Genomic DNA, 26560 nt, shown 5'->3' with positions numbered 1-26560 from the left:
GGTTCATATCCGGCGCCTGCCCAGGGGGACGCACCCTGATGCACGCGGTCCCGCGGGAGGTCGCCAGGGGATCAAGCGCGCCCGGCGCGTAGGCATACCGGGTCTCCTGGAATGGCTGCGTGAAGCCACAGGGGCGAGACGAGTCCTGGCTCGTCGCCGCGCGTCCGCGGCCGGGTTTCCGCACTTGCGGTGGTGGGACTGGCAGGTTGGAATCCATGGCGAAGACCGCTCTTGTCATCATCGACATGCCCAACACGTACGACCACGACGACGCCGACCTGCTCATCCCTTCTGTACGGGCGCTTCGCAATCCTCGCAGGGCGGCCGCGGTCGGATGCTTCCACCGTGCAGGTCTCGGCAGCAGAGGTTTGAAACCGCGGATTTCGTCAAGGCGATCTGTATGGCCGTTTCGACACACGAAACAGAGCGCACATACGAGTCCGCGTCCGACGACTGTTCGTGGCCGCAGAGCCTCACCGGCCTCGACCAGGTGGTCTCGCTCGTGGGAGGCGGCACGCAAGAGCTGGAAGCCGTCTATTACGACACCGACGACCTGCGACTGTCCCATACCGGTGCGACCTTGCGGCGCCGGACAGGCGGCACGGACGCCGGGTGGCACCTCAAACTGCCGCTCACGGACGACAGCCGCGAGGAAGTCCGGGCCCCGCTGTCATCAGGGGACATTCCCGGGGTACTGAGTGATCTGGTCCTCTCCCGTACCCGCGGTGCGGCACTGCGCCCAGTGATGCGGATCCTCACCACCCGCACCGTGCACCACCTCCTCGATGCAGGAGGAGAAATCCTCGCCGAGCTCAGCGTGGACGCCGTCTCGGCGGACGCGCTGCTCACCGCCGGTGCCCGTACGGCATGGACGGAGAGGGAGGTGGAACTCGCCGACGGCGCCGACCACGCCCTACTGGACGGAATCGAAAAGATTCTGCGGCACAGCGGCCTGGAACGATCGCGCAGCCCGTCCAAGATGATCCGTGCCTTGGAAGAGACGACGACGTCCCTTGAAGAGCCGCAGCCGGAGGCGGAGAGGGCGACTGCCGCCGGGGTCGCCGCCGGCTCGGCCGGCGACCACGTGCTGGCCTACCTGCGGCACCAGACCGCCACCCTCAGGGATCTCGACCCCGCTGCCCGTCGCGGACTGCCGGACGCCGTACACCAGATGCGCACCAGCATCCGTCGCCTGCGCGGATGCCTGCGTACCTATCGCTCCGTCCTCGCCCGCGAGGCCACCGACCCCCTCCGACGGGAACTGAAGTGGCTGGCCGGGGAGCTGGGCGTGGAGCGCGACCACGAGGTACTCCGGGACAGGTTCACCGCCGCAGTGCGCGAACTTCCCGGCGAACAGGTCCTCGGCCCCGTCAACGCCCGCCTCGAGCTGTGGGACGCGCGCGAAGGGCACGAAGGGCGTCGACGCACCCTTCAAGCCCTTTCCTCGCGCCGCTACCTGCGCCTGCTCGACGCGCTGCAGCACCTGACCGAGGACCCGCCCCTCCGCGCCAAGGCGGCCGGGAAACCGGAGAAGGTCATGGTCAAAGCACTCCGCAAGGACTACGGCCGACTGGCCCGCAGGATGGGCCCCGCGCTGGACCTCGCCCCCGGACCTGAGCGCGGCGCCGCGATCCACAACGCCCGCAAGACGGCCAAGAGACTCCGCTACGCCGCGGAAGCTGCACGACCCGCCCTGGGAAAGCCCGCCGAACGCCTCAGCAAGCGCACCAAAGCCGTCCAGAGACTGGCCGGCGCCCACCATGACAGCGTCGTGGCCGGCGACGAGCTGCGAAGCCTGGCGGTGTCCGCGCACGCCGCGGGGGAGCCCGGCTTCACGTGGGGTCTGCTCGCCGGTCAGGAGCGGGCAGCCGCCGCCGACTGCGAGCACAGGCTCCCCGAGACCTGGGCGCGCGTGCGCACCGCAACTCGACTGAAGGCGCTCTACCGCTGACGGCCCGCTGCTTGAGGCGGTCGGAGCCGGGCCCTGCGCGAGGGCATCGGGATACCGGACAGGCTGCGGGCATCCACTTCGTCCCGTCATCGAGGGCTCTGGGTGCTTCCGGATCGATCCGCGTCGGTCGAGGGCGCCCGCTCCTCGCGGAGGCCGTGAGGGTGCAGGCCGGGACCCAGGGCGGGGCCGGCAAGCGTGGTGGGGGAAAGATCGGTGGGTTCCTCGCCAGCTTCCAGGAGGGTGTCGGCGGCACCGACGATCAGCGGGTCGGGCTGCCCCACGGCCGCGGTGTCCTTCCGGTCGTAATCGGTGCGCCACAGCAGGCTGCGGAGTGCCTCCAGCCGGGCCCGCCGCTTGTCGTTGGTTTTGACGACGGTCCACGGTGCGTGCTCGGTGTCGGTGGCCCGGAACATGTCGACCTTGGCAGCCGTATACGCGTCCCACAGCCCGAGGGAAGCGATATCCGTGGGCGAGAGCTTCCACTGCCGCACCGGGTCGACCTGACGGATCGCGAACCGGGTGCGCTGCTCGGCGCGGGACACGGAGAACCAGAACTTCACCAGGAGGATCCCGTCGGCCACCAGCATGGCCTCGAAGACGGGGCACTGGCGCAGGAACAGCTCGTTCTGCGCCGGGGAGCAGAAGCCCATCACGCGCTCGACTCCGGCGCGGTTGTACCAGGAGCGGTCGAAGAAGACGATCTCACCGGCGGTCGGCAGATGGGCGATGTACCGCTGGAAGTACCACTGGCCGGCCTCCCGCTCGGTCGGCTTGTCCAGGGCGACGATCCGGGCACCACGCGGGTTGAGGCGTTCGGTGAACCGCTGGATCGTGCCGCCCTTCCCGGCGGCGTCCCGCCCCTCGCAGATCACCACCAGCCGGGCTCCCGTCTCCTTCACCCAGCGCTGGAGCTTCAGGAGTTCGATCTGCAGGACGCGTTTGGTCCGCTCGTACTCACCGCGCCGGATTTTGCGGTCGTAGGGATAGTTCTCCCGCCAGGTACGGATCGGGGCCCCTTCCGCGTCCAGCAGCACCGGCTGCTCCGGACGGCGATCATCCACACTCAGCCCTGCCAGCAAGTCCTCGCCGTCCGGCTGCCGCACTCCGCCTGTGTCCATACCGTGTGCCTACCCCACCGGACTCCACCACACGACCTCCCGGTGGGCAGAGCAGCACGGCCACTGGTCCGAGCTGGACCAGGTGGTTGTCGACGTCGCGAACGCTGCGGCCACCCGCGGAGCGCCGCAGCCGACGGACACCCCGGCCCGGCTGTGGGGCGCACGAAGCGTCTGAGGGCGACAGCGCGGGGTAGTCGCCGAGAGACGGCACCATCGAAGGAGGACGAGATGACGGCACACGAGAATTCCCGGAGTCACCCGCGCACCACCCCGTCCGAGGCCGAGGGGGAGAGCGGCGACCGCAAGGCCTGCTGACAGGCCGACGAAGCCGTCGTCCGTCGTCCCGACGGGGGCGACGACGAAGCGGATGCCGGCGGACACGAGGCCAAGCGGCAGCGCCCGGGGACCGGCCGCGAGGAGCAAGACCGCCCGCACGGCCCGTAGCCGTCGGTCGGCCGGGACCCGATGAGCCAGAACCAATGAAACGGAGTGATCGCGGATGCACACCACAGCGGGACGGGTGATGGGCGTGGCCACCGTCGGGTACGGCGTGGCGGTCGCCTGCCGACCCAAGGTGCCGGCCCGCCCCTGCGGCCTGGCAGAACAGGGCTCCTCCGCACTGCTGATCCGCGCCCTTGGCGTCCGCGACGCCGTCATCGGCGCGGCCATGGTCACAGTCCCCGCAGGCAGCGCGCTGCGCACGGCCGTACTGTGCCGGGTGGCCATCGACGCGGGGGACGCGCTGCTCTTCGGCACGTTCCTGGCCCGCCGGACCGAGCGCGCCAAGGCGGCCTCGGCCGCGCTGGCCTGGGCGGCGCTCTGCGGCTGGACCCTGACCCGCGGCGGAGGTCCGGCGGCGCCGCTCGTAGAGGACGCGGCCAACCTCGCCGTACGGGCCGCCCAGTCCGCCACGCGAGCCGAGCTTTGACACAGGTGAGTGGACGCCGAGTACAACCGCGGCCACGTCCTCCCCGTCCACGCTCTCTGCGAGCATCGAGGGGTGCACGAAGGCCTCTTCACCGACGCGGGGTGTTCCGATCGTGCCCCGGGTCCTCCTCGCCTACGCGGGGGGATTCCGACGCTCGCCGCCGTGGCCGCGAGGAAGACGAAGGCCTCCCCCCGACGCAGGGGCCCGCGGGGAGAACTGGTAGCCGCAGATCACGGACAGCACGGCAGAGGACCTCCCACAACAGCGCCCGTCCCAGGGCACGATCCACGGGATGGGCAACCTCTGGCCAGCCGGTGAGCCACGTCCTGGCCGCACGTAGCGACGGCGGCTTCAACGCCGCGCATTGTTGACCACCCACAACGTCCCGCCCCGGCCTGCGCGACAGACCGCAAGCCGGCCGCAGCCTCGAGCGAGACCACCCAGAGCCGTCCGTGACAGCCGGAGAGTCCAAGACCTGGCGCCTCGCCGTAACGTCGCCCTGCTGGCGGTGACCAGCCGCACGTACACCATGGACGGCGAGACCACCCTCGGTGCGGGCGACCGGCTCCGCACCGTCCTCGCGCTCGGCGACCGCGCGGACACCGTGACCCTGCGCGGCGGCCGGGAGACCGGCCGGTCCCGGCTCGACGACCGGTACACGGGCGACGCGACCTACACCGCGAACGTTCCGCGTGACCAGCGGCACGCGGTCGCCACCACCTCCGCCCGCTACCGGCTGTACGGGACCGGGGTGCCGGGCGGCTGCTACGACCGCACGGTGGCCACCGCCCAGGGCGTCGTCACCCAGGACCGCCGCCGCTGCTGAGCGCGGCCCTCCCCGGCCGGCTACGCGTCCAGGGTCAGGCCGTTGAAGAAGGCGGTCAGCACGGGCGCCAGGGCCTGCGGGTCCACGGCGTGGTTCTGGCCGGGGAGGGTGTGCAGGGTGTAGTTCTCGCCGTGGGAGGCGAGTTCCTTCGCCGCGCGGGCCATGTACGTGTCACCCGCGCCGCCGTGGGCGACCAGGACGGGCACGCTCACCGAGGACCACCGGTCGGTGGGCAGCGGCCGCCCGGACATGGTGCCGGCCATCAGCCGGCCGTCGTAGGGAAGGGTCGGGGCGGCGGCTTCCCAGGCGGCCCAGACCGGGGTGTTCCGCATCCTGGCGATGTCCTCGGCGGGCATCGCCAGGCCCGTGGTCAGGAAGTGGGTGAGCGCCTCGGTGGCGCTCCCCCTCCCCAGGGCGGCCTCCACGCGGTCCACGTAGTCGGCGGGCAGCGGCGGGCGGGTCCCGTCGACCACGAACGGCGGCTCGTAGAGGGCCAGGGCGCTGACCGAGCTGCCGCGGGCCACTGCTTCCAGGGCCAGGACTCCTCCGGAGGACATCCCGAAGAGCAGCACCGGCCCGCCCACGTGCTCGATCAGCGCGTCGAGGTCGTCGACCTCGCGCTGCACCGCGTAGTCGGGGTGGTCGCCGCTGTCGCCGCGGCCCCGGCGGTCGTAGTTGACGACGCTGAACTCGTCTGCCAGGAGGGCGGCGAGCGGCGCGTGCCGAGCCCGGGTCATCAAGGTGCCGCCGACGAGGACGAGTACCGGGCCCGTGGCGCCGTGGCGCTCGGCGGCGATCGCCGTGCCGTCGGACGAGACCACCGTGAACATGTCGATTCCCCCACCATTCGGTTCCATTGTCCCGCGCGGCGGGCACGGAGCCCTGGAGCCGGCCGCGTGCGGCCGGACCGCGAGCCCCCCACCCCCGTGGGAGGGCTTCGCTCCGTCCGTGCCCGTGCGTGCCGTGCGTGCCGTCCGTACCGTGCGGGAACGATCGCCACACTAGGGCAGGGCAGTTCACCTCCCCCATGGCCCCACGCGCCAGCAAGGGGACCGATCGCGCCACGGGGGGACCCTGCGCGCCATGTTGGGGACAGCGGGCCCCTAACCCCCACGATCACCTGGCAGTTCGGGCTGGACTATGCTCAACCGCTGTGGTCTCGCATGCACATCAGGGGACAACCTCCTCCGCCCTTGCCCGTCTGAGCGTCAGCGTCGCGCGGCTGGTCGGCACATCCCCGCACGAATTCGCCCACTTGCTGGGCGCGGCGCCCCAGCACCTCAACGACGACCTGTGCCGCATTCCCTCGGCGACGGCCATCCGGATCGCGGAGCTCACGACGGTCCAGGCCCCCTGGACCGAGATGTCCGTGCTGCTGGCACAGGAGTCGGGCATCGGCACCCTCGGGGTCTGGGACTACCTGATCACCTCCGCGCCCACTCCGCTCGAGGGGATCCGGGACGCCGCGGCCCACTTCGCCGCCGTCGCCGACCCCCTGACGGACGGCATGCGGATCACCGAGGACGGCGGACGCGTCACCATCAGCCACGTCAACCGGGCCGACATGGCCCACGAGGCGGCCTGCGGCATCCGCGGCTACGCCCTCGGCCTGTACCGGCGCCGCCTCGGCGAAGCCGCGGGGCGTCGCCTCGTTCCCCTGCACGTCTCACTCGCCGCCAAGGCGCCCTTCCGGCACGACGGCCTCATCGAGCTCTACGGCACCCGGAACATCGACTTCGAGGCCCCGGCCAGCTCGATCACCTTCCGCACCGCGGACCTGAGCACCCCGACGCCACACGCCCAGCCGGGACTGTCGGCCGTGCTCCGCCGGCACGCCGAGCAGACCCTCACCAGCGCGATCCCGCTGCACGACTGGCTGGATCTGTTCCGTACCGCCCTGGCATCCGCCCACGACGACGGTGCGCCGACGCTGTCCTCCGTGGCGCGGCGCATGACCATCAGCGCGCGAACCCTCCAGCGCCGCCTCGAAGAGCACGGAACGACGTGGAGCGAGGAGGTCGAGACCGTACGCCGGGACCACATCGCCCGGCTGCTCCACGACACCGACCTCAGCGTCGAGTCGATCGCCGCCCGGAGCGGCTACGCCGACGCCCGCGCCCTGCGCCGGGCCGTCAAGCGCTGGTACGGCAGCACGCCCGCCGCCCTGCGCCGCGCGGGGCGCGGCGACGCCGCTCAGGCCGGGGTGTAGCCGCGGGCTCGGACGTGGTGGTGGGCGAGTCGGGTGAACGCGCCTGCGGCCGCGCTCCGGTAGGCGTTCTCGCGCCGGAGGAGGGCGACCGTGCGGGTGGGCAGGGCCGGTTCGAGGGGGACGGGCGCGAGGTGGGGGTGGTCCTCCGTGACCGCGTCGGGGAGGACGGTGGCGAGGTCGGTGCGCTGGACGATTTCGGTGAGGGTCTGGACCGAATCGGCCTCCACCGCGATGCGCGGCCGTACCCGATGCCCGGCCAGGTAGGCGTCGATATGACCTCGCGTGGCGAAATCCCCGCTGAGTAGAGCTAGTTGACGGTCCGCCAAACCGGCTACGGACAAAGGTGGTTGCGGACCGGCGGCGGGCCGGGCGGCGGTGACGAGGCTCAGGGTCTCGGCGTACAGCGGGGTCGCGGTGATACCGGGCAGGTGCGGGCCGTCGAAGGCGATCCCGAGGTCGAGATCGTCGGCGAGCAGACCTGTTTCGATGCGGTCCTGGGCCATGGCCTTGACGTCCAGGGTGATGCCGGGGTGGCGGGCGTGGAGCTCCGCGGCCAGCGGCCCGACGAGGTAGGCGGTGAACGTCGGCGTCACGGCCAGCCTGAGGTGGCCGCGCGAGAGGTCGGCGACGTCGTGGACGGCGCGTTCGGCGGCGGCGAGGTCGCGCAGGGCCCGGCGGGCGTGGTGGACGTAGGTTTCGCCGGCATCGGTGAGGCGGACGCCGCCGCGGCCGGTGCGGTCCAGGAGCTGGACGCCGACGGTGCCTTCGAGCTGCTTGATCTGCTGGGACAGGGTCGGCTGGGAGATCCGCAGTTCTTCGGCGGCGCGGGTGAAGCTGCCGTGTTCGGCGACGGCGAGCAGGTAGCGCAGGTGACGGAGTTCCAGAGCCATGCAATCGAGTATAGATGGCATCTATAGGAGGTATGGGTAATGCGTCTTGGACGCTATAGGTGCTGGTCGTGCATGGTGGATCTCGTCGGCCCCACGGGTCGGCGTCATCGAAGGGAGTGACCATGCACGACCTCATCGAGGGCGTTGCGCAGTTCCGGCGGGAGGTCTATCCGGCCAAGGCGGAGCTCTTCGCCCGGCTGGCGACGGTCCACCGGCCCCGCACCCTGTTCATCAGTTGCTCCGATGCCCGCGTGGTGCCGGAGCTGATCACCCAGAGCGAGCCGGGCGAGCTGTTCGTCATCCGTACGGCAGGCAACCTCGTGCCCGCCCACGCCCCCGGCACGGACGGGGTGGCGGCCAGCATCGAGTACGCCGTCGCGGTCCTGGGCGTCAGCGACATCGTGGTGTGCGGGCATTCCGCCTGCGGCGCGATGACGGCCCTGGCCGAGCGGCACGACCTCAGTGCCGCCCCGGCCGTCGCCGGCTGGCTGCGCCACGCGGACGCCTCGCTCGCCCGTACCGGCGCCGGGGAGGACGGGCGCAGGGTCGATGCCCTGGTACGGGAGAACGTGCGGGCGCAGCTGGCGAACCTGGCCACCCACCCTTCGGTGGCCCGCGCCCTGGCCGCGGGGTCGGTGACCCTGCGCGGCTGGGTCTACGACATCCGGGCGGGGGGTGTGGAGGAGCTCGGCTCCCCCCGCCCGGTCTCCCCCGCGGCCTGACCGCCGCCACCCGTCGGGTCCTCGGCCCGCATTTCCCCCCATCCGCCGCTCTCCCCACCCCCTTGAGCGGCTCACCGAAAGGACGCCTTCATCATGGTGCACGCCCAGTTCGACAACACCGCCCGTCAGGCTCTGGCCGTCAAGGCCGTGGACGCCAAGATCCGCGAGGACCTGACCTGGCAGCGGATCGCGGACGCCGCGGGCCTGTCGGTCGCCTTCGTCACCGCGGCGGTCCTCGGCCAGCACCCGCTGCCCCGGGCCTCGGCCGAGGCCGTGGCCGCCCTCCTGGGCCTGGACGCCGACGACGCGCGGCTGCTGCAGACCATCCCGACCCGCGGCTCCGTCCCCGGCGGTGTTCCCACCGACCCGACGATCTACCGCTTCTACGAGATGCTCCAGGTCTACGGCACCACGCTGAAGGCCCTGGTCCACGAGCAGTTCGGCGACGGCATCGTCTCCGCGATCAACTTCAAGCTCGACGTGAAGAAGGTCGCCGACCCCGACGGCGGCGAGCGTGCGGTCATCACCCTGGACGGCAAGTACCTGCCGACCAAGCCCTTCTGATCAGCGATGGAGCCGGCGGGTCCAGTCCTCGGGGAGCCGGTCGGACGGGCCCGGGGCCGGCTGATCCAGCGGATGGCCGGACGGCGGGGTCAGCTCGGGGCCCGACTCGTACAGCTCGTCGGCGGCGTAGTCCCAGAACCAGGCCTCACCCGGTTCGTAGCTCTGCACCAGGGGATGGCCGGTGGACTTCCAGTGGGCCGTGGCGTGCTGGGCCGGCGAGGAGTCGCAGCAGCCGATGTGGCCGCACTGGGCGCAGCGCCGCAGGTGGAACCACCAGCCGCCCACCGCATCGCATTCGACGCAGCCGCTGCCGGAGGGCGGGACGCTCGGGTCGACTCCGTCGATGGCTGTCATACGGGCTCCTCGGAGAGCTCGGGATCGGTGTCGGGGTCGGGCTCGGTGTCGGGGTCTGGCTCGGTGTCGGGGTCTGGCTCCGGGGCGGTCAGCGGGAGCAGTACCTGGAAGCGGGTGTCGCCCGGGGCCGACTCGACCTGGAGGCTGCCGTGGTGCTTGGTGACGACGATCCGCCAGGAGATGTCCAGGCCGAGCCCGGTGCCCTCGCCGACGGGTTTGGTGGTGAAGAAGGGGTCGAAGATGCGGCTGCGGATCTCGGACGGGATGCCGGGCCCGGTGTCGCGGAACTCCACGAGCAGCCGGTCGCCCTGGCGCGCCGTGCGGACCGTCAGCGTGCCCTCGCGGTCCGTGCTCCCGATGGCGAAGACGGCGTTGTCGATGAGGTTGGTCCACACCTGGTTGAGTTCCGCGGGGTAGGCCGGCACGTCGGGGACGGAGCGGTCGTACTCCTTGACCACCCGGATCCGGGGGCCGATCTTGCCGGAGAGCATCAGCAGGGTGCTGTCGAGGAGTTCGTGGACGTCGACGACCCGGTGCGGGGCGCGGTCGAGCTGCGAGTACTGCTTGGCGGCGTCCACGAGGTGCGAGATGCGGGTCGTGGAGTCGTCGATCTCGTCCATCAACAGCTCGGTCTCGACCGTGTAGTTGAGCCAGCCGATGGCCCCCGGCAGGAGGTCCCCGGCCACGCGCGCCGCGACCTGCTCCAGCCAGTCCGTGTCCAGGCCGGCCTGGACGAAGACCGGTGCGATCCGCCAGCCCTCGGGGACGCCGTGGTCCTCCAGCCAGTCGGCGAGTTCGTCTTCCCGGTCGGAGGCCTCGAGCGGGCTCAACGCCGGTGCTTTCGCCACGCGTTCGACGGTGCGTTCCTGGATCTCGATCAGTTCCGCGATCGCTTCGCGCGGGTAGTTCCCCTGGGAGATGTGGGCCAGTTTGTGCCGCATCTTGCCGACGCGTTCGCGCAGGGTGGCCGTGGCCCGGACGGCCGCCGCGGCCGGGTTGTTGAGCTCGTGGGTGAGGCCTGCGGACAAGGAGCCCAGCGCGAGGAGCCGTTCGCGCTGGCCGATGACCTGCTGGGTGCTCCTGGCGCCGAAGAAGAGCCCCTCGAGCAGGTGCGCGGCCATCGGGAACCACTCCCGCATGACGTCCGCGAAGGACTGCGCGGGCAGCACGAAGAACCGCGTCGGTTCGGTCACCCGCATCGAGTTGTTGTACGTCTGCGGGACCTGGTCGCCCAGGTAGGCCTGCATGGCCCCCGCGTACACCCCGCGCTGGGAGGTCCGTCCGACCTCCACCTCGTCGCCGCCGACCCGGCGGGACAGGACGACGGTGCCCTCGATCATGACGTAGAAGCAGGTCGCGGGGTCGCCCTCGGTGTAGACGGGGCCGGTGTCGAACCGCTCCACGCGGCCCTCAGCGCACAGCCGCCCGAGCTGCTCCGGGGTGAGCTTCTCGAACAGGAAGAGCGAGCCGATCTCCTGCGGGGAGCAGGGCATCGCCTGCCCGCTCACGACTCCTCCAGGTACCGGTGGACGAGCATCACGGCCATGGCTCCCTCTCCGACGGCGGAGGCCACTCGTTTCGCCGACCGGGCGCGCGCGTCGCCCGCCACGAACACACCGGGCACGCTGGTCTCCAGGTGGTAGGGCGGCCGGTCCAGCTCCCATGCGGCGGGCGGCCGCCCGTCCGCGGTGAGGTCCGGCCCGGCGAGGATGAAGCCGTGGTCGTCGCGCAGCACCGTACCGTCCAGCCAGTCGGTCAGCGGGGCCGCGCCGATGAAGACGAACATCCACTGGGTGTCGACGAGTTCGGTCGCGCCGGTGTCCACGTCGCGCAGCGTGAGCTGCTCCAGGTGGCCGTCGCCGTGCGCCGATTCGACGGTGGTGCGGGTGCGCACCGTGATGTTGGGCATCTCCTCGATCTGCTGGATGAGGTAGTACGACATGGACGCGGCCAGGGACTCCCCGCGCACCAGCAGCGTCACCGATTTCGCGCCGCGGGCCAGGTACATGGCCGCCTGTCCGGCGGAGTTGGCGCCGCCGACGACGTACACGTCCTGTTCCAGGCAGGAGGAGGCCTCCGTGAGCGAGGAGCCGTAGTACACCCCGCGGCCGGTGAGGCCGTCGCAGCCCGGCGCGCCGAGCCGGCGGTAGGAGACGCCGGTCGCCAGGATGATGCTCTGGGCGCCGATCGCCGAGCCGTCGGAGAAGCGGACCACGCGGGCCGCACCGTTGACCTCCAGTCCGGTGACCTCGCGTGCGGTGAGGATCTCGGCACCGAACCGGCCTGCCTGGCGGCGGGCCCGTTCGGTGAGCTGGGCGCCGGACACTCCGTCCGGGAAGCCGAGGTAGTTCTCGATGCGGGAGCTCTGACCGGCCTGTCCGCCGGTCGCGGACCGCTCGACCAGTACGGTGCGCAGCCGCTCGGAAGCCCCGTACAGCGCGGAGCCGAGCCCGGCCGGGCCTCCGCCGATCACGACGAGGTCGTAGAAGTCGGCGGTCGGCGTGGTCGCGAGCCCCACGTGGGCGGCGAGGCCGGGCGCGTCGGGCTCGATCAGTACGGTGCCCCCGGGGGTGATCACCACGGGCAGCCGCTGTCCGTCGGCCCCGGCCGCCCGCAGCAGTCGTTGTCCCTCCGGCTCCTCGCAGGAGTACCAGCGGTACGGGACCTGGTTGCGGGCCAGGAACTCCCGCACGCTCGACGAGGGCGCCGACCAGCGGTGTCCGACCACCTTGGTGGCGGGCACGGGCCGGTGGTCGCCGGTGCGCCAGGCGGTGAGGAGGTCGTCCAGGACCGGGTAGAGCTTCTCCTCGGGCGGGTCCCACGGCTTGAGGAGGTAGTGGTCGAGGTCGACCACGTTGATGGCGTCGATCGCCGCATTGGTGTCGGCGTAGGCGGTCAGCAGGACGCGGCGCGCGCCCGGGTACACGGTGAGGGCTTCTTCGAGGAAGTCGATGCCGTTCATCTGCGGCATCCGGTAGTCGGCGAGGATCACCGCCACCAGGTCGCCGCGGAGCTTCAGCTCGCGCAGCGCCTCCAGCGCGGATTCGCCGGATTCGGCGCGCAGGATCCGGTACCCGGAGCCGTAGCGACGCCGCAGGTCCCGGGCGATGGCCCGGGACACGCCCGGATCGTCGTCCACGGTGAGGATCACGGTCCGTGCCGTGTCGGCGGCCTCTGTCATGGCTCTCCCGCCCCGGGCGGCCTGGACTGGCGGCGTCGCGGCGAGCCGCCCGCACCCGGTTCCCGACCATCCTAGGGTCGATCGTCCGGGTCCGCGCGGACGGGCACGGCGGGCCGGACCGCCGGGGCGGGCGCGATCCGGGGCGGGGCCGACCGGGGCCGGCGGTCCCGGCGAGCGGCGCTCCCACCGGCGGAAATTGCGTACCGCGGCGGCGCTCAGTGGATCACACTCGTGCCATGGCTGACATGGTGGCGTTCGGGGATGCGGTGACCGCGTGGGCGGCCGGTGACGCCGGTGGGCTCGGTGACGTGGGGGACGCCGGGGAGGCGGCGGACGCGGCGCGCGGGCTTGCCTCGCGGCTGCCCGTACGGACCGTCGTGCTGCTCGAAGGGGCGAGCGACGCCGAAGCGGTCGAGGCGCTGGCCGCGAGACGGGGCCGGAACCTGGCCGCCGAAGGGGTCTGCGTCCTGCCGATGGGCGGTGCGATGGGCGTCGCGCGGTTCGCCCGGTTCCTCGGACCGCGGGGTCTGGGCCTGCGCCTCACGGGCCTGTGCGACGAGGCGGAGCGCGACTTCTACGCGCGCGGCTGGGAGCGGGCCGGCGCCGGGCCACAGGGGTTCTTCGTCTGCGCGGCGGACCTGGAGGACGAGCTCATCCGCGCGCTGGGCGTGCCCAGGGTGGAGGAACTCGTCCGGGAGGAGGGGGACCACCGAGCCCTGCGGACCTTCCAGCGCCAGCCCGCCCAGCAGGACCGCACGGCGCAGCAGCAGGTGCGGCGCTTCCTCGGCACGAAGAAGGGGCGCAAGATCCGCTACGGCCGCGTCCTCGTCGAGGCCCTCGACGAGGACCGCGTACCGGCGCCGCTCGAAGAACTGCTCGCGAGTCTGTGACACGGCCCGGCGGGCGGCGGCGGGCGGGCGGCGGGTGGCGGGTGGCCGGGTCAGCCCAGCTGCTCCAGGAAGAAGGCGGCCGCCTCCTCGCCGGCCCGGACCCGGGCGGTCGGGTCGGCGGGCTCCGGGGCGAAGAAGTCGTCGTGGCGGACGGCCGGGCCGATCGAGCGGCCGCTCGCGGTGGGGATGTACTCCAGGTAGGGCCGTGTGTCGGCCTCGTACGGGGCGATCGTGTCCGCGCCGCCCCAGCGGATGGCCACCGGTACCCGGACGGCTTCCAGGCTCTCGCGGGTCACCAAGGAGCCGACGCCCGGAGCCACCTGGAAGACCGCCCGGACCCGGGGATCGGACAGGTCTCCCCCGGCGTCCTGCAGGGTGCGCCGCGCGGCCTCGTCCTGCGGCTGCTTCGCGCGCAGGGCCTCCAGCACTCCGGGGAACTCGGGGATCTCCGGCAGCGGCGCCTCGCCCGTGATCACGGCCCACAGGATCCCCGGATCGACGCGGGCCCCGGCCAGCGACGCGGCCGTGTAGCCGCCGACGGAGAAGCCCGCGACGCCGACCGGGCCGAGGGGCTGTTCCCGGGCGAGCGCGTCGAGTGCGAAGGACATGTCCCGGGCCGTTCCCAGACGTGGAGGAAGCCTTCGGGCTCGTAGCCGTCGACGAAGTTGTTGCCGTGGTGGTCGAGGGCGGCCACCCGGAAGCCCGCCTCGTGCAACGGGCGTACCAGCCACTCCATTTCGCTGCCCGAGCCTCCGGTGCCGTGCGAGACGACGACGAGCGGGGCGGGTGCGTCCTGCGACGTACTGCTCGGCTCCCACACGTACAGGCGGCCTGGCCGCGGCCGGGCCGGCTCCCGCAGGTCGGGGCGGGACTCGTCGTGGAGGACACGTATCAGCGGTTCTGGCGTGGAGGCGATCATGGCGGGATCGTACAGAGGTGGGATCGCACAGAGGTGGGATCAGACAGAGGTGGGTCAGCGCATCTTGAGCACGTGTCCGGGGGCGAGGGCGGCGGAGATGCGTCCGGCTATGGTCTGGGCCGAGTTGCCCGCGGGGCTCTTGGGGCCCTGGGTCACGGTGACGGAGATGGCGAGCTTCTCCGCGGGCAAGTAGGCCTGGATGGCCGCGTAGCCGGAGAAGGACGGGTTCGTCAGGATCCAGCCGTTGACGACGATCACACCCAGGCCGAAGTGGTGGGCCTGCGTATTGGTCAGGAGGCAGACGCTGTCCGGGCAGGAGGCCGTCGGGTGGCCCAGCCCGATGGTGCCCGGGTCGAGCTGGGTCTTGAAGGCCTTCGCGGACAGCAGCTCGCCGGTCCCGACGCCGCGCGCGGACCGGTCCAGGTCGCAGATGTTCTGGACGAGGACCGCACCGGGAGTGGTGGTCCACGAGGGGTTCCAGAAGGTGGACTCCTCGTAGGTGCCGCGCTCGGAGGTGTAGGCGTGCAGGACCGGTTCCGGGATCTGCGGGGTGTACTGGTTGCTGGTCCCGCTCAGCGCGAGCGGTCCGTACACGCGCTCCTTCAGCAGCCGGTCCAGCGGGAGGCCGCTGATCTTCTCCAGCGCCTCGCCGAGCAGGTTGAAGTTGGCGTGCGAATAGCTCCAGTTGGTGCCCGGCTCGTAGAGGAGCGGTTTGTCCGTCGCGATGCCGATGACCTCGTCCGACGTCCACTGGCGGAACGGTCTGGCCTCCAACTCGGCGAGGAAGGCGGGGTCGGTGACGTAGTCGTGCAGGCCGGACGTGGAACTGCCCAGCATGCGCAGGGTGATCTCCGATCCGTGCGGCACGTCGGGGAGCCAGCGGGAGACGGGATCGTCGAGTGAGGCCTTGCCCTCGTCGACGAGCTGGAGCAGCACGGCGCCCATGTAGACGATGGCCACGGACCCCGTACGGAATCGCATGGACGGCTCGGCCGGGACCCCCGTCATCGATTCCCCGAGAGCCGTGGTGAGCACCTCACGGCCATCCGAGGACACCCTCAGGACCACCGAGTTCAAGCCGAACTCCCGGTGGGCCTGCTGCGCGATGCTGAGGACCTCGAGCGCGTCGCCCCGGGCGGGGCCAGGAGACTTCACGCACGCCCCCGGAGCCGCGGCGGCCGGCTCCACGCCCGCGGCCGTTCCCGCCGGGAGGGCCGCGCCCATCAGACCGGCGATGCACAGCAAGACCGTACGAGTACGCCTCACGCTCCCAGTATGGTCGGGCCCCGCGCGCGGCGCACGTGGTGTGTCCCCCGCCCGCCGCACGACCCGTCGTTCCCCCGGGGCCGTCCTGCCCGCCGTGGCCGCCTTCGCCGCGGTCGCCGCCCTTGCTGCGGCACTGGCCGGCTGCGGCCGGGCGGGTGTCCTGCCCGTCGTCGCCCTCTCCGGCGAGCTCACTCCCGACACCTCCGAAGCCCTCGAACTGGTCGCGGGCGAGACCCGCAAACTGACGCGCATGGTCGAGGACCTGACGGAGATCTCCCGGTTCGACGCGGGAGCCGCCGGCGCCGGCGGTTCAGCGGTCTGGGCCTCGCCATCGCCGCGGAGAACGCCCGCCTGCACCGGGGCACGCTCAGCGCCGCCAACTCGCCCGCTTCGGGGCCGTGTTCCCCCTGACGCTGCCCTGGCAACCCCGGTGAGAGCCCGTACGCGCGTGGCGGCGTCCGCGTGCTGCCTGCTTCTGGGGTCCCGTCTGCTCATGGCGTCCTGCGACGTGCCCGATGCCGGCCCCCGCGCCGCCTGCGCCCCGGCGGCAGGCCTGCGCTCCCCCGACGCGCAGCCTGCGCACGTCCTGCACCTGCACTTCTGCTCGGCGGTCGGCCTGCAGCGCGTCTCCCGGCCCAGCGCCTCCACCGGCAGCCCGCAGACCGCCTCCGAGCTGCTGCTCCGCGGCCCCGACCCGGCCGAACGCGCCCGCGGCCTGGCTACCTTCCTGCCGCCGGGAGGGCCGCCCCGGCCGCTGGTCGGCATGCCGGACCCGGGGGTGGTGGACATCCGGCTGCCGGTCCCCTGGAAGCTGGAGCCCACCGCTCGGCGCCAGTTCGTCCGCACCGTCGCCGACGCGTCCGCGGCGCCGGGCACCCGACTGCAGGACGTCCGAGTACGCCTCTACGGAGCCGGCCGCCGCCGGACGGCGGAATCCGCCTGCTCCCTCTGACGGGAAACCAGCACGAGCCGGGCCGAACCGGACAGATCTTCCGCCGGACTCGCATTTGACGGTCAGTCAGCTGTCGAGAACTGCTCCGCGAGGACTTCCAGAGCCATGTGATGTGTGCCATGTTACATCGCACACTGCATAGCCGTGTACACGACAGAGTTGAAATCCCCGCCAACTCCCGTCGACGTCACGGTCCGCACTCCACATTCGCCGCGTTGCCAGCGCGGCCGCAGACCGGCTCGGAGGCCCACCCCCCCATGCGAAGTTCCCCCACCACGAAGGGCCGTGCCCGGCCCCTCATAGCCGCCCTCGCCTGCTCTCTGGGCCTGACCATGCTCGCCCCCGCCGGCCAGGCCTTCGCGCGCGAAGCGAAGCCCGACGCACCCGCTCCGGCCTGGAAGTCAGGCGCCGCCCCACAGCCCTCGACCCCGGCCGCCGCGGCGGCCGCGCTCCGGGCCGAGCACGCCGCACGTCCCGACGCGGACCTGTCCGAGCGCGCCCCGCTCCGGGCCACCAAGGAGCACGCGCGCAGCGAACAGCAGTCGGCCAAGGCGAAGTTGGCGCCCGGCGCCGCTGCCGCCGCCGAGGCCCTCGCCGCGGCCTGCAACGTCGCGGACTTCACCTCGAAGACCGGGGCCGCGCTGGTCCAGCAGATCAAGGCCTCCGAGATGGACTGCGTGAACTCGCTGTTCCTGCTCAAGGGCAACGACGCGAAGGCCGCCTTCCGCGAGGCGCAGATGGTCTCGGTGGCCGACGCCCTGCGCACCGTCTCCGCGACCTACCCGGGTGACAACAGCACCAAGACCGGGCAGCTCGTGCTCTTCCTGCGCGCCGGCTACTACGTGCAGTGGTACAACGAGTCCACCGTCGGGGCCTACGGCCCGGCCCTGAAGAGCTCGATCCGGGGCGCCCTGGACACCTTCTTCGCCGCCCCGCGCGCGGCCGACGTGACCGATGCCAACGGCCCGACCCTGGGCGAGGCGGTCATCCTGATCGACAGCGCCCAGGAGAACGCGCGCTACCTCGGCGTCGCCAAGCGGATGCTGACCGGCTACAACTCCTCGTACAACAGCTCTTCGTCGATGGTCGCGGCGGTCAACAACGCCTACACGGTCCTGTTCCGCGGCCACCAGACCGCCGAGTTCCTGCCCGCCGTACAGGCGGACCCGAGCATCCTCACGGTGCTGCGCGACTTCGCCGTCACCCACGACGCCCTGCTGGGCACGGACAGGAGCTACCTGACGGCCAACGCCGGCCGGGAACTGGGCCGTTTCCTCCAGCACTCGGCGCTCCAGGCGACCGTACGGCCGCTCGTCAAGCAGCTGCTGGACCGCACCGCGATCACCGGCCGGACCGCCTCGCTCTGGGTGCCGCTCGCCGAGATGACCTCCTCGTACGACGCGGCCAACTGCTCGTTCTACGGGACCTGCGACCTGCCGGCGCGGGTGCGTGCCGCCGTCCTGACGGTCAACCACACCTGTAGCCCGAGCCTGCGGATCGTCGCGCAGCAGATGACCGCCGCCGAGCTCGGCGCGAGCTGTACCAGCCTGGCCAACCAGGACGCCTTCTTCCACAACGTGGTCAAGGACAACGGCCCGGTCGCGGGCGACAAGAACACCGCGCTCGAGGTGGTGGCCTTCGACTCCAGCGCCGACTACCAGGCCTACGCCGGTGTCATCTTCGGGATCAGCACCGACAACGGCGGCATGTACCTGGAGGGCGACCCCTCGGTCACCGGGAACCAGCCGCGCTTCATCGCGTACGAGGCGGAGTGGGTCCGGCCGGAGTTCCAGATCTGGAACCTGAACCACGAGTACACCCACTACCTCGACGGTCGCTTCGACATGTACGGCGACTTCGGTGCGGGGATGACCACGCCGACCGTGATGTGGGTCGAGGGCCTGGCCGAGTACATCTCGTACTCGTACCGGGGCGTCACCTACGACCAGGCCGCCACCGAGGCGGGCAAGAACACCTACAAGCTCAGCACGCTGTTCGACACCACCTACGACAACTCCGACTCCACCCGCGTCTACCGGTGGGGCTACCTGGCGGTCCGCTACCTGATCCAGTCGCACCCGCAGGACGTGGCCACGCTGCTCGGCCACTACCGCACCGGCAACTGGGCGGCCGCCCGCACCCTGCTCACCTCCACCATCGGCACCCGCTACGACGCGGATTTCGCGGCCTGGCTGGTCAAGTGCGCGGCCGGAGACTGCGGCGGCACGACCACCCCGCCGGTCAACCAGGCCCCGGTGGCCGGGTTCACCTCCGCCGTGAACGCCCTGGCGGTCACCTTCACCGACACCTCCACGGACGCGGACGGCACCATCGCCTCCCGTGCCTGGAACTTCGGTGACGGCACCACCTCCACCTCGGCCAACCCGGCCAAGACGTATGCCGCGGCCGGTACTTACACCGTCCAGCTCACAGTCACCGACAACAAGGGCGCCACCGCCACCACCAGCAAGGCGGTCACGGTCGCCAGCGCCGGGCCCGGCGAGTGCACCAGCCCCGACGTCCGGGTGCTGGGTGACAACTGCCGCCGCTCCAACGTCTCCGCCACGACCGGCAACTACGGGTACTTCTACCTGGACGTCCCGGCCGGCACCGGTTCCCTCAAGATCGCCGTCTCGGGCGGCACCGGCAACGCCGACCTCTACTACAGCCCCAGCGGCTGGGCCACCACCAGCAACTACACGGCCCGCTCGGCGCAGAGCGGCAACAGCGAGTCGCTGACCATCAACAACCCCGCGGCCGGTCGGGTCTACATCAGCCTGCACGCCGTCCAGGGCTTCGCGGGCGTCACCGTCTCGACCCGGTTCGGGACGGCCCAGGTGGAGTGCGCGGACGCCGACCTCCGCGTGCTGGGCGCCGACTGCAGCCGTTCCAACGTCTCCGCGACCGCCGGGAACCACCGCTACTTCTACGTGAACGTCCCGGCCGGCACCGCCTCCCTCAAGATCACCGTCTCGGGCGGCACGGGCAACGCCGACCTCTACTACAGCCCCAGCAGCTGGGCCACCACAAGCAACTACACCGCCCGCTCGGCCCAGAGCGGCAACACCGAAACCCTCACCGTCAGCAACCCGCCGGCCGGCTACCTCTACGTCAGCCTGCACGCCGCCCAGGACTTCGCCGGAGCCACCGTCTCCAGCCGCTTCTGAGCGCGAGCCCGTACGGCACACCGGCCCCCACCCCTCTTCGAAGGGGTGGGGGCCGGTTCCGCACTACCCTTCGGGCCAGAACGGCCGGGCCCGCAGGGCCGCGGCGCGGACCGCGGCCCCGTCCAGGGGCAGGACGGCGTCCCGCAGCCCGCGTTCCGGCCACGCGCACGACAACGCGAGCGGGCCCGGCGGGGGCAGCGGCGAGATCCACAAGGTCAGGCGTACGTCCTCGCCGTCCTGCGGGCCTCCCCAGGCGGCCTCGTAGCCGCTGACGATCATCGCGTGCCCCCGCCCGTCCCGCAGACCGGCCTCGTCGTCCTGCACCACTTCCGTGCCGTCGGCGAGCCGGAGGCGGAAGCGGGGTTGCGCGCGCCCGGTGAAGTCGACGGACCCGGGCGGCGGTCCGCCGGGGTCCGGCGAGGATCCGCGGGCATGGGCTTCCACGTCGATCTCCAGCCCGCCCGGGTGGGCCAGCACCTGCCGGGCGACCACCACGACCCCGTCCGAGCGACCGATCACCACCGGCCCCTCGACGTGTCCACCGATCATCTGGGGCGGTGCCTGCCACTCGGGCGGACCGCCGGCGCTACCGTTCCCCGGATTCTCAAGCACGGCCGCAGCGTAGCCGGTTGGGGCCGAGCCGATGCGGCCGAGCAGAAGGCGCGCAGGCCCCGCCGCGGCCGCGCAAGTCTTCGATGTCTGTTCACTCCCCCGTGACCTGCACCTTCCCGGCGGGAGGCGGCGCGGCCGGTCGAATGATCAGAGCACAGGTCTGGACCACATGAGATGCGCCAATCCCGTGGCCGATTGGACGTGTTGGCCGCGCAGCAACAAATGGTCTATACCTCTGACGCTATGGTGGCCACCTGAAAAGGGCACATAAACAGCCGTGGGGGCTTTATGACCTTGTCTCATCTTCCACAACCTCCCTCCGACGAAGAGCTCTACTGGTACTTCGGCCCGCAACGACGCTGGGTCCTCATCAGCACGAGCCTCGCCTTCGTCTTCACCGCCGCCACCATGTTCACCTTCGCGCTGCGCACTCCGGCCCTCTGGGCCTTCCTCGCCGTCCTGGGGCTCAACCTCGTCGCCCTCGCCCTCTCCTCGGTGAACAGCCTGCGCCAGCGCAGGCTGACCCGCCCCTCCCACGAAGTGCTCGTACGCGCCTGGCAGCCCGCCCGACTGCCGGGCGTGGACCTCTACTTGCCGACCTGCGGCGAGCCGCTCCCCGTCCTGGACAACGCCTACCGCGCGGTCTCGGCCGTCGACTGGCCGGGCGCGCTGACCACATGGGTCCTGGACGACGCCGACCGGCCCGAAGTCGCCGCACTGGCGGCCTCGTACGGGTACGAGTACGTCGTACGGCCCGACCGGGGGCACCTGAAGAAGGCCGGTAACCTCAATCACGCACTGACCCTGAGCAGCGCCGAGTTCATCGCCATCCTCGACGCCGACTTCGCAACCCGCCCGGACTTCCTGCGCCATCTCGTGCCCTATCTGGCCGACCCGGCCGTCGGGATCGTGCAGAGCCCCCAGTGCTTCGACACCGACGGGACCATGGGCTGGATCCAGCGGGCCGCGGGCTCCGCCCAGGAGTGGTTCTTCCGCTGGATCCAGCCGTCCCGGGACGCGAGCGACGCCGCCATCTGCTGCGGCAGCAACGCCGTCTACCGGCGCGCCGCCATCGACCTGGCCGGAGGCTTCGCCCGCCTCGACCACAGCGAGGACGTGTACACCGGCCTCGCCCTGCACGCGCAGGGCTTTCGCACCCTGTACGTGCCGGTGCTCGTCGCCAAGGGCACCTCCCCCGACGAGGTCACCTCCTTCGTCAACCAGCAGTACCGGTGGGCCATGGGCAACCTCCACCTGCTCACCTCGCCCGTCCTGCGGGGGATGGGCGCGCCCTGGCGGATGAGGCTGTGCTTCTACGAGGGCGTCGTCGGCTACCTCGCCGCCGCCGTGAACACCTTCGCGGCGCCGCTGCCGCCCCTGGTGATGATGTTCTGGTACCCGGACGACATCCGGCCCTGGCACGTCCTGCCGCTGCTCGCCCCGCTGTGGCTCTGGCACGTGCTGCTGCCGCGGATCAGCAGGACCCGCTGGCGGGTGGAGGTGATCCGGGCGAACGTGCTGACGAGCGTCGCCGCCGCCACCGCCTTCCTGCACACGCTGCGCGGCCGCAGCGCGGACTGGGTGCCCACCGGCAGCCGGGGCTCCGCCCGTTCCGGCGGGATGGCCCGCCGGGTGGTGGGCGTCTCGCTGCTCTGGCTGGTCCTCTCCAACGGCGCGGCCGGGGCGGGTCTGGCGCTGGCCGTGGCCCGCAACGGCTGGGAGCCCAACTGGGGTCTGCTCCTCTACTTCCTGGTGCAGTGCCAGATCAACGGCCCGCTCGTCCGCGACCTGGTCGCCGAGCTGCGGCCGGCGGTTCCCTCCGGGCGGGAGGAGGCCTCCGGGCGGGAGAAGGCGTCCGCCGAGGCCCTCCCGGCACCGGCCGGCGGCCGCCCGCGCAGCCTCGTACGGGCCTTCGCCGGCCGATCCCGCACCGGCGTGCTCCCGCGCCGCTGGCCCGAGACCCTCGCCACTTCGGCGGTGCTCCTGCTCACCGGCCTGGTGGCATCCGGGTGGGTCAACCCCATGCTTCCCTGGCTGAGTTGAAAGGCTCCACCACCATGCACTCCCCCGTGCCACCTCCCTCGCCGTCCTCGCTGTCGCCCGATGCGCGGCGCGAGCCTCCGCGCGACGCCGCCCCGCCACCCGGGCCCCCTGCTTCTCCGGCCCCCTCCGGCGGCGAGTCCGGGCCCAGCCCGCACCGCTCGGCGTTCCGGCCCGACATCGAGGGGCTGCGCGCCGTCGCCGTCCTCGCGGTCCTGGCCTTCCACGCCGGGGTTCCGGGGTTCGCGGGCGGTTTCGTCGGCGTGGACGTCTTCTTCGTCGTCTCCGGCTACCTCATCACCGGCCTGCTCGTGCGCGAGGCGATCACCACCGGCCGGATCCGGCTCCTGGACTTCTTCTCCCGGCGGGCCCGCCGGCTCCTGCCGTCCGCCGCCGTCGTCCTCGGCGCGGTGGCCCTGGCCGGGGCCTGGCTGACCGTACCGCTGCGCCGTGCCGACCTGGAGTACGACGTGGTCGTCGCGGCGCTCTCCGCCGCCAACTGGCGGTTCGTCGCACAGCGGACCGACTACCTCGCCGCCGGGCACGAGCAGAGCCCGCTGCTGCACTTCTGGTCCCTCGCCGTCGAGGAGCAGTTCTACCTCGTCTGGGCGCCGCTGCTCGCCCTGATCGTGCTCGGCGCGGCCCGGGCCGTGCGCCGCGGCCGCGCCGTGCGCTCCGCCGTGGCCCTGGCGGCCGTACCGGTCGTGCTGGCGGCGTTCGCGCTGTCGCTGCGCTGGACGGACCACTCCCCCTCCCTCGCCTACCTCGCCACGCCCTCGCGGGTCTGGCAGTTCGGCGTCGGCGCGCTGGTTGCCCTGCTGCCCTGGCACCTCATGCGCGGCCCGCGCCCACTGCGGCTGCTGTGCGGCTGGGCCGGGGGCGCGGCGATCGTCTGGAGCGCCGTCGCGTACGACGCGGCCACGCCCTACCCCGGCTACGCGGCCCTGGTGCCGACCCTGGGCGCGGCTGCCGTGATCCTCGCCGCGATACCCGGCCGGGGCGAGCGCAGCACACCGGCGATCTACGGGGTCGGCCGGCTGCTCGCGGGGCGGGGCCCCCGGGCGGTGGGGCGGCTCTCCTACAACCTGTACCTGTGGCACTGGCCGGTGCTGGTCCTCGCCGAGGCCCGCTTCGGCGCCCAGGACTGGCCGGTGAAGGCCGCGCTCACCCTGGCGGCCGCCCTGCCCGCCTACGCGACCATGCGCTGGGTCGAGCAGCCGCTGCGCCGCAGCCGCACCGTCTCCGAACTCCCGCGCCGTGGACTGTCGGTGGGCATCACCGCCGTCGTCCTGCCGGTGGTCCTCGCGCTCGTGGTGGGCACCACGACGCTGAACCTGCTGGGTCCGGCAACGCCCGTCCACCTGGGCGGGCTGCCCCCGGGCGCCGCCTCCGGCCCGCACCTGCTCGCCCGTACGGGCTCCGCGCCGCCGGAGGCCGGCCCGATCGTGCCGGGCCCCGCCCAGGCGCGGGGGGACTTCCCCCCGGACGGGGAGTGCGAGGTGGCCCCGGCCGTGACGCGCAGCCCCGACTGCCTGTTCGGCGCGGTGGACAGTCCGGACCGGATCGTGCTGCTCGGCGATTCGCACGCCGGCCAGTGGTTCTCGGCGATGCTGGCCATGGCCTCGCAACGGGGCTGGGCACTCCAGGAGTTGGTGAAGCAGGGCTGCCCGCTGCCGCGGCTGGCAGTGGACAGTCCCCAGCTCGGCCGCGCCTACCGGGAGTGCGACACCTGGCGCGCCGACACCCTGGAGCGGCTGCGGGAGCAGCCGAAGCCCCGGCTCATCGTGATCTCCTCGCTCAACCGCTACACCGCCGATTCCGGGCTCCTGGCCGAGGGCTGGGAGAAGACCCTCGCGCCCCTGCGGGCGATCGGTGCGCCGATCGTCTACATCGAGGACACCCCCGTGCCGGGTGCGGACGTCCCCGCGTGCGTCTCCGGCAGCCCCGAGGAGCCCGCCGCCTGCGCGTTCAGCCGTGCGGACGCCCGGCAGCCCGATCCGCTGGCCCGCATGATCGCCTCCGGCACCCTGCCCGGCGTACGCGCCGTGAGCGTGAATCCGGTCCTGTGCCCGGGCGAGGGACCGACGTGCCCGGCCGTACTGGACCGCATCCTGCTCTACCGGGACGACGCCCATCTGACGAACGTGGCGGTCGTCGTCCTGACCCCCCGGCTCGAACGGCTCCTCACGGATTCCGGGGCGCTTCCCGCGGCGGGCGCAACCGGGTCCGCATCCGGGGAGGCGCGGCCGGCGGGGTGGACCGAGGTGTTCCGCGACGGGTTCGACGGTCCCGCGGGCAGCCCGCCGTCCTCCGCCAACTGGCTGTACGACATCGGCACTTGCTACCCGGGCTGCCCGGCGGCCCAGTGGGGCACGGGTGAGATCGAGACGATGACCGACTCGACCGACAACGTCCGCCTCGACGGCAAGGGCGCACTGGAGATCGTCCCCACCCGCACGGACGGCGCGTGGAGCTCGGGCCGCATCGAAACCCGGCGCTCCGACTTCGCGCCGCCGCCCGGCGGCATCCTGCGGATCGAGGCCGCGATCGCCCTGCCCGAGGTGACCGGGGCCGCGGCGGCGGGCTACTGGCCGGCGTTCTGGACCCTCGGGGCGCCGCTGCGCGACGGGTACACGGGCTGGCCGGGCATCGGCGAGCTCGACATCATGGAGTCGGTCAACGGCCGGGACAGCGTCTTCGCGACCATGCACTGCGGGACCCTCGAAGGCGGCCCGTGCCAGGAGCCGGCGGGCCTGAGCTCGGGCCCCCAGCCGTGCGGGGACTGCCGTACGGGCTTCCACACGTACGCCGTCGAGGTCGACCTCTCCCCCGGTGCCGAGGAGGTGCGCTGGTACCTGGACGGCCGGGCGCACCACCGGGTGGCCGCCTCCCGGATGGACCCGGACACGTGGAGGCGGGCGGTGGACCACGGCCTGTTCCTGATCCTCAACGTGGCCATGGGCGGCGCCCTCCCCCTGGCCGACGGCGCGGCCCCGGGCCCGGCCACCGAACCGGGCCACCCGATGCGGGTCGACCACGTGAGCGTGTCCACTCGGCCGTGAGGTGTCGGTCGTCGCCGGAGCCGCGGAAGGAAGGTCTTTGATCCATCGGCGACTTCAACCCTCGCCGGGCGAGCTCTGCCCCACCGCCCCGGGAAGGGTGGGACAGTGGAGGCATGTGTGGTCGATACGCCTCCTCCCGGGCACCGGAAGACCTCGCCGGCCTCTTCGAGGCCCGGCTCGGTCCCGGCCCGGCGCCGGGGCCCTCGTGGAACGTCGCTCCCACCGACGAGGTGTGGGCGGTCCTGGAGCGCGCCGACCGGGACACCGGCGAGCTCGGGCGGCAACTGCGCCCGGTGCGGTGGGGGCTGGTGCCGTCCTGGGCCAAGGACCCGGCCGTGGGCTCCCGGATGATCAACGCGCGGGTGGAGACCGTCCACGAGAAGCCGGCCTACCGGCGGGCCCTGGCCAAGCGCCGGTGCCTGCTGCCCGCGGACGGCTTCTACGAGTGGGTCGCCGTGCCCGCCACCGGGACGGCCAAGGCCTACAAGCAGCCCTACTTCATCCGGCCCGAGACCGGCTCGGTCATGGCCATGGCCGGGCTGTACGAGTTCTGGCGCGACCCGGCCGTCGCCGACCGGGACGACCCGGACGCCTGGCTCACCACGGCCACGATCATCACCACCGAGGCCACCGACGCGGCCGGCCGGATCCATTCCCGGATGCCGCTCGCCCTCGACCCCGGCGACTACGAGGCCTGGCTCGACCCCTCCCACGAGGACACGACGGATCTCCGCGCCCTGCTCCACACCCCCGCCGGCGGCCGGCTCGCGGTGACCGCGGTCTCGACGGCCGTCAACAGCGTCCGCAACAACGGCCCGCAGCTCATCGACCCCACCTCCTAATAACGTTGTCAAGCTGCGGTTGTGACGGGGAGTGCGCTTTGGTAGCACCGTCCGTCGCGGAGGAGGG

At 72.3% G+C, this 26560-nt stretch carries 20 protein-coding genes and 2 pseudogenes; 13 read left to right on the top strand and 9 right to left on the bottom strand.

Going from position 1 to position 26560, the window contains the following annotated elements; translation table 11 throughout:
- Positions 1 to 215 precede the first annotated feature (215 nt).
- Both MTF69_RS21780 and MTF69_RS21775 read left to right on the top strand, forming a co-directional pair.
- A pseudogene (locus MTF69_RS21780) lies at positions 216 to 299 on the top strand (cysteine hydrolase); the annotation flags it as partial.
- 101 nt (positions 300 to 400) lie between these two features.
- A complete protein-coding gene (locus MTF69_RS21775) occupies positions 401 to 1951 on the top strand; it encodes a CYTH and CHAD domain-containing protein (RefSeq protein ID WP_243336746.1) in 1551 nt (516 codons plus the stop codon).
- Positions 1952 to 2037: 86 nt separating this feature from the next.
- On the opposite strand, the gene ppk2 is transcribed toward MTF69_RS21775, so the two are convergent.
- On the bottom strand, positions 2038 to 3069 hold the full coding sequence (gene ppk2, locus MTF69_RS21770) for a polyphosphate kinase 2 (protein WP_243336743.1): 1032 nt from the start codon (positions 3067 to 3069) through the stop codon (positions 2038 to 2040).
- 499 nt (positions 3070 to 3568) lie between these two features.
- Between ppk2 and MTF69_RS21765 the strand changes: the two genes are divergently transcribed.
- Positions 3569 to 3997 carry a hypothetical protein gene (locus tag MTF69_RS21765; protein WP_243336741.1) on the top strand — a complete coding sequence of 143 codons (429 nt, stop codon included), beginning with the start codon at positions 3569 to 3571 and terminating at the stop codon, positions 3995 to 3997.
- A 511-nt stretch (positions 3998 to 4508) separates the two neighbouring features.
- Positions 4509 to 4823: pseudogene (locus MTF69_RS21760) on the top strand (peptide-N4-asparagine amidase); the annotation flags it as partial.
- A 20-nt stretch (positions 4824 to 4843) separates the two neighbouring features.
- Here MTF69_RS21760 and MTF69_RS21755 read toward each other — a convergent pair.
- The gene (locus tag MTF69_RS21755; protein ID WP_243336739.1) at positions 4844 to 5653 is read right to left on the bottom strand and encodes an alpha/beta fold hydrolase; all 810 of its coding nucleotides are present in this window, start codon (positions 5651 to 5653) and stop codon (positions 4844 to 4846) included.
- 323 nt (positions 5654 to 5976) lie between these two features.
- On the opposite strand from MTF69_RS21755, the gene MTF69_RS21750 reads away from it, so the two are divergent.
- Entirely contained in the window at positions 5977 to 7032 is a 1056-nt protein-coding gene (locus MTF69_RS21750) for an AraC family transcriptional regulator (protein WP_243336737.1), read from the top strand.
- On the opposite strand, the gene cynR is transcribed toward MTF69_RS21750, so the two are convergent.
- Complete coding sequence (gene cynR / locus MTF69_RS21745; protein ID WP_243336735.1) at positions 7017 to 7922, bottom strand: transcriptional regulator CynR; 906 nt, start codon at positions 7920 to 7922, stop codon at positions 7017 to 7019. The two genes, MTF69_RS21750 and cynR, sit on opposite strands and share 16 nt — an antisense overlap.
- Positions 7923 to 8044: 122 nt before the next feature.
- On the opposite strand from cynR, the gene MTF69_RS21740 reads away from it, so the two are divergent.
- Together MTF69_RS21740 and cynS are read left to right on the top strand one after the other, a co-directional pair.
- Complete coding sequence (locus MTF69_RS21740) at positions 8045 to 8644, top strand: carbonic anhydrase (RefSeq protein ID WP_243336734.1); 600 nt, start codon at positions 8045 to 8047, stop codon at positions 8642 to 8644.
- Positions 8645 to 8737: 93 nt separating this feature from the next.
- The gene (cynS, locus tag MTF69_RS21735; RefSeq protein WP_243336733.1) at positions 8738 to 9208 is read left to right on the top strand and encodes a cyanase; all 471 of its coding nucleotides are present in this window, start codon (positions 8738 to 8740) and stop codon (positions 9206 to 9208) included.
- Here cynS and MTF69_RS21730 read toward each other — a convergent pair whose 3' ends face one another.
- From MTF69_RS21730 to MTF69_RS21720, 3 genes are read right to left on the bottom strand one after another with little or no spacing between them, the layout of a single operon-like run.
- Positions 9209 to 9562 carry a UBP-type zinc finger domain-containing protein gene (locus MTF69_RS21730; RefSeq protein WP_243336732.1) on the bottom strand — a complete coding sequence of 118 codons (354 nt, stop codon included), beginning with the start codon at positions 9560 to 9562 and terminating at the stop codon, positions 9209 to 9211. It lies immediately after the preceding gene.
- Complete coding sequence (locus tag MTF69_RS21725) at positions 9559 to 11070, bottom strand: ATP-binding protein (RefSeq protein ID WP_243336727.1); 1512 nt, start codon at positions 11068 to 11070, stop codon at positions 9559 to 9561. The genes MTF69_RS21730 and MTF69_RS21725 overlap by 4 nt, the downstream gene beginning before the upstream one ends.
- Entirely contained in the window at positions 11067 to 12743 is a 1677-nt protein-coding gene (locus tag MTF69_RS21720; RefSeq protein WP_243336726.1) for an FAD-dependent oxidoreductase, read from the bottom strand. Before MTF69_RS21720 ends, MTF69_RS21725 begins: the two co-directional genes overlap by 4 nt.
- Positions 12744 to 12979: 236 nt before the next feature.
- Between MTF69_RS21720 and MTF69_RS21715 the strand changes: the two genes are divergently transcribed.
- Entirely contained in the window at positions 12980 to 13633 is a 654-nt protein-coding gene (locus tag MTF69_RS21715; protein WP_243336725.1) for a TOPRIM nucleotidyl transferase/hydrolase domain-containing protein, read from the top strand.
- 50 nt (positions 13634 to 13683) lie between these two features.
- On the opposite strand, the gene MTF69_RS21710 is transcribed toward MTF69_RS21715, so the two are convergent.
- Together MTF69_RS21710 and MTF69_RS21705 are read right to left on the bottom strand one after the other, a co-directional pair.
- Positions 13684 to 14241 (bottom strand): hypothetical protein, encoded by a 558-nt coding sequence (locus MTF69_RS21710; RefSeq protein WP_243336724.1) that lies wholly within the window; start codon positions 14239 to 14241, stop codon positions 13684 to 13686.
- Between the two features lie 365 nt (positions 14242 to 14606).
- Positions 14607 to 15818, bottom strand: a complete 1212-nt coding sequence (locus tag MTF69_RS21705) for a serine hydrolase (RefSeq protein WP_243336723.1) — start codon at positions 15816 to 15818, stop codon at positions 14607 to 14609.
- Positions 15819 to 15858: 40 nt separating this feature from the next.
- Here MTF69_RS21705 and MTF69_RS21700 point away from each other — a divergent pair, with 40 nt between their 5' ends.
- Complete coding sequence (locus MTF69_RS21700) at positions 15859 to 16770, top strand: hypothetical protein (RefSeq protein WP_243337068.1); 912 nt, start codon at positions 15859 to 15861, stop codon at positions 16768 to 16770.
- A gap of 257 nt (positions 16771 to 17027) precedes the next feature.
- The gene (locus MTF69_RS21695; RefSeq protein ID WP_243336716.1) at positions 17028 to 19937 is read left to right on the top strand and encodes a collagenase; all 2910 of its coding nucleotides are present in this window, start codon (positions 17028 to 17030) and stop codon (positions 19935 to 19937) included.
- Positions 19938 to 20000: 63 nt separating this feature from the next.
- On the opposite strand, the gene MTF69_RS21690 is transcribed toward MTF69_RS21695, so the two are convergent.
- Positions 20001 to 20549, bottom strand: a complete 549-nt coding sequence (locus tag MTF69_RS21690; protein WP_243336714.1) for a hypothetical protein — start codon at positions 20547 to 20549, stop codon at positions 20001 to 20003.
- Between the two features lie 288 nt (positions 20550 to 20837).
- Between MTF69_RS21690 and MTF69_RS21685 the strand changes: the two genes are divergently transcribed.
- The 3 genes from MTF69_RS21685 (at position 20838) to MTF69_RS21675 (ending at position 26493) form a co-directional block, all read left to right on the top strand.
- Positions 20838 to 22592, top strand: a complete 1755-nt coding sequence (locus MTF69_RS21685) for a glycosyltransferase family 2 protein (protein ID WP_243336712.1) — start codon at positions 20838 to 20840, stop codon at positions 22590 to 22592.
- A gap of 14 nt (positions 22593 to 22606) precedes the next feature.
- Entirely contained in the window at positions 22607 to 25651 is a 3045-nt protein-coding gene (locus tag MTF69_RS21680) for an SGNH hydrolase domain-containing protein (protein ID WP_243336710.1), read from the top strand.
- A gap of 113 nt (positions 25652 to 25764) precedes the next feature.
- On the top strand, positions 25765 to 26493 hold the full coding sequence (locus tag MTF69_RS21675; protein WP_243336708.1) for an SOS response-associated peptidase: 729 nt from the start codon (positions 25765 to 25767) through the stop codon (positions 26491 to 26493).
- The last annotated feature ends 67 nt before the right edge of the window (positions 26494 to 26560 follow it).

Source organism: Streptomyces sp. AP-93, from assembly GCF_022808175.1.
Lineage (GTDB): Bacteria > Actinomycetota > Actinomycetes > Streptomycetales > Streptomycetaceae > Streptomyces.
This window is presented reverse-complemented; position numbering and strand designations above follow the sequence as displayed.

Bases quoted from the DNA above. Each gene is read 5' to 3' on its own strand.
- MTF69_RS21675 (WP_243336708.1), top strand. From the start codon at position 25,765: ATGTGTGGTCGATACGCCTCCTCCCGGGCACCGGAAGACCTCGCCGGC.
- MTF69_RS21710 (WP_243336724.1), bottom strand. From the start codon at position 14,241: ATGTCCTTCGCACTCGACGCGCTCGCCCGGGAACAGCCCCTCGGCCCG.
- MTF69_RS21755 (WP_243336739.1), bottom strand. From the start codon at position 5,653: ATGTTCACGGTGGTCTCGTCCGACGGCACGGCGATCGCCGCCGAGCGC.
- MTF69_RS21775 (WP_243336746.1), top strand. From the start codon at position 401: ATGGCCGTTTCGACACACGAAACAGAGCGCACATACGAGTCCGCGTCC.
- MTF69_RS21715 (WP_243336725.1), top strand. From the start codon at position 12,980: ATGGCTGACATGGTGGCGTTCGGGGATGCGGTGACCGCGTGGGCGGCC.
- MTF69_RS21680 (WP_243336710.1), top strand. From the start codon at position 22,607: ATGCACTCCCCCGTGCCACCTCCCTCGCCGTCCTCGCTGTCGCCCGAT.
- MTF69_RS21765 (WP_243336741.1), top strand. From the start codon at position 3,569: ATGCACACCACAGCGGGACGGGTGATGGGCGTGGCCACCGTCGGGTAC.
- MTF69_RS21720 (WP_243336726.1), bottom strand. From the start codon at position 12,743: ATGACAGAGGCCGCCGACACGGCACGGACCGTGATCCTCACCGTGGAC.
- cynR (WP_243336735.1), bottom strand. From the start codon at position 7,922: ATGGCTCTGGAACTCCGTCACCTGCGCTACCTGCTCGCCGTCGCCGAA.
- ppk2 (WP_243336743.1), bottom strand. From the start codon at position 3,069: ATGGACACAGGCGGAGTGCGGCAGCCGGACGGCGAGGACTTGCTGGCA.
- MTF69_RS21695 (WP_243336716.1), top strand. From the start codon at position 17,028: ATGCGAAGTTCCCCCACCACGAAGGGCCGTGCCCGGCCCCTCATAGCC.
- MTF69_RS21685 (WP_243336712.1), top strand. From the start codon at position 20,838: ATGACCTTGTCTCATCTTCCACAACCTCCCTCCGACGAAGAGCTCTAC.
- cynS (WP_243336733.1), top strand. From the start codon at position 8,738: ATGGTGCACGCCCAGTTCGACAACACCGCCCGTCAGGCTCTGGCCGTC.
- MTF69_RS21730 (WP_243336732.1), bottom strand. From the start codon at position 9,562: ATGACAGCCATCGACGGAGTCGACCCGAGCGTCCCGCCCTCCGGCAGC.
- MTF69_RS21740 (WP_243336734.1), top strand. From the start codon at position 8,045: ATGCACGACCTCATCGAGGGCGTTGCGCAGTTCCGGCGGGAGGTCTAT.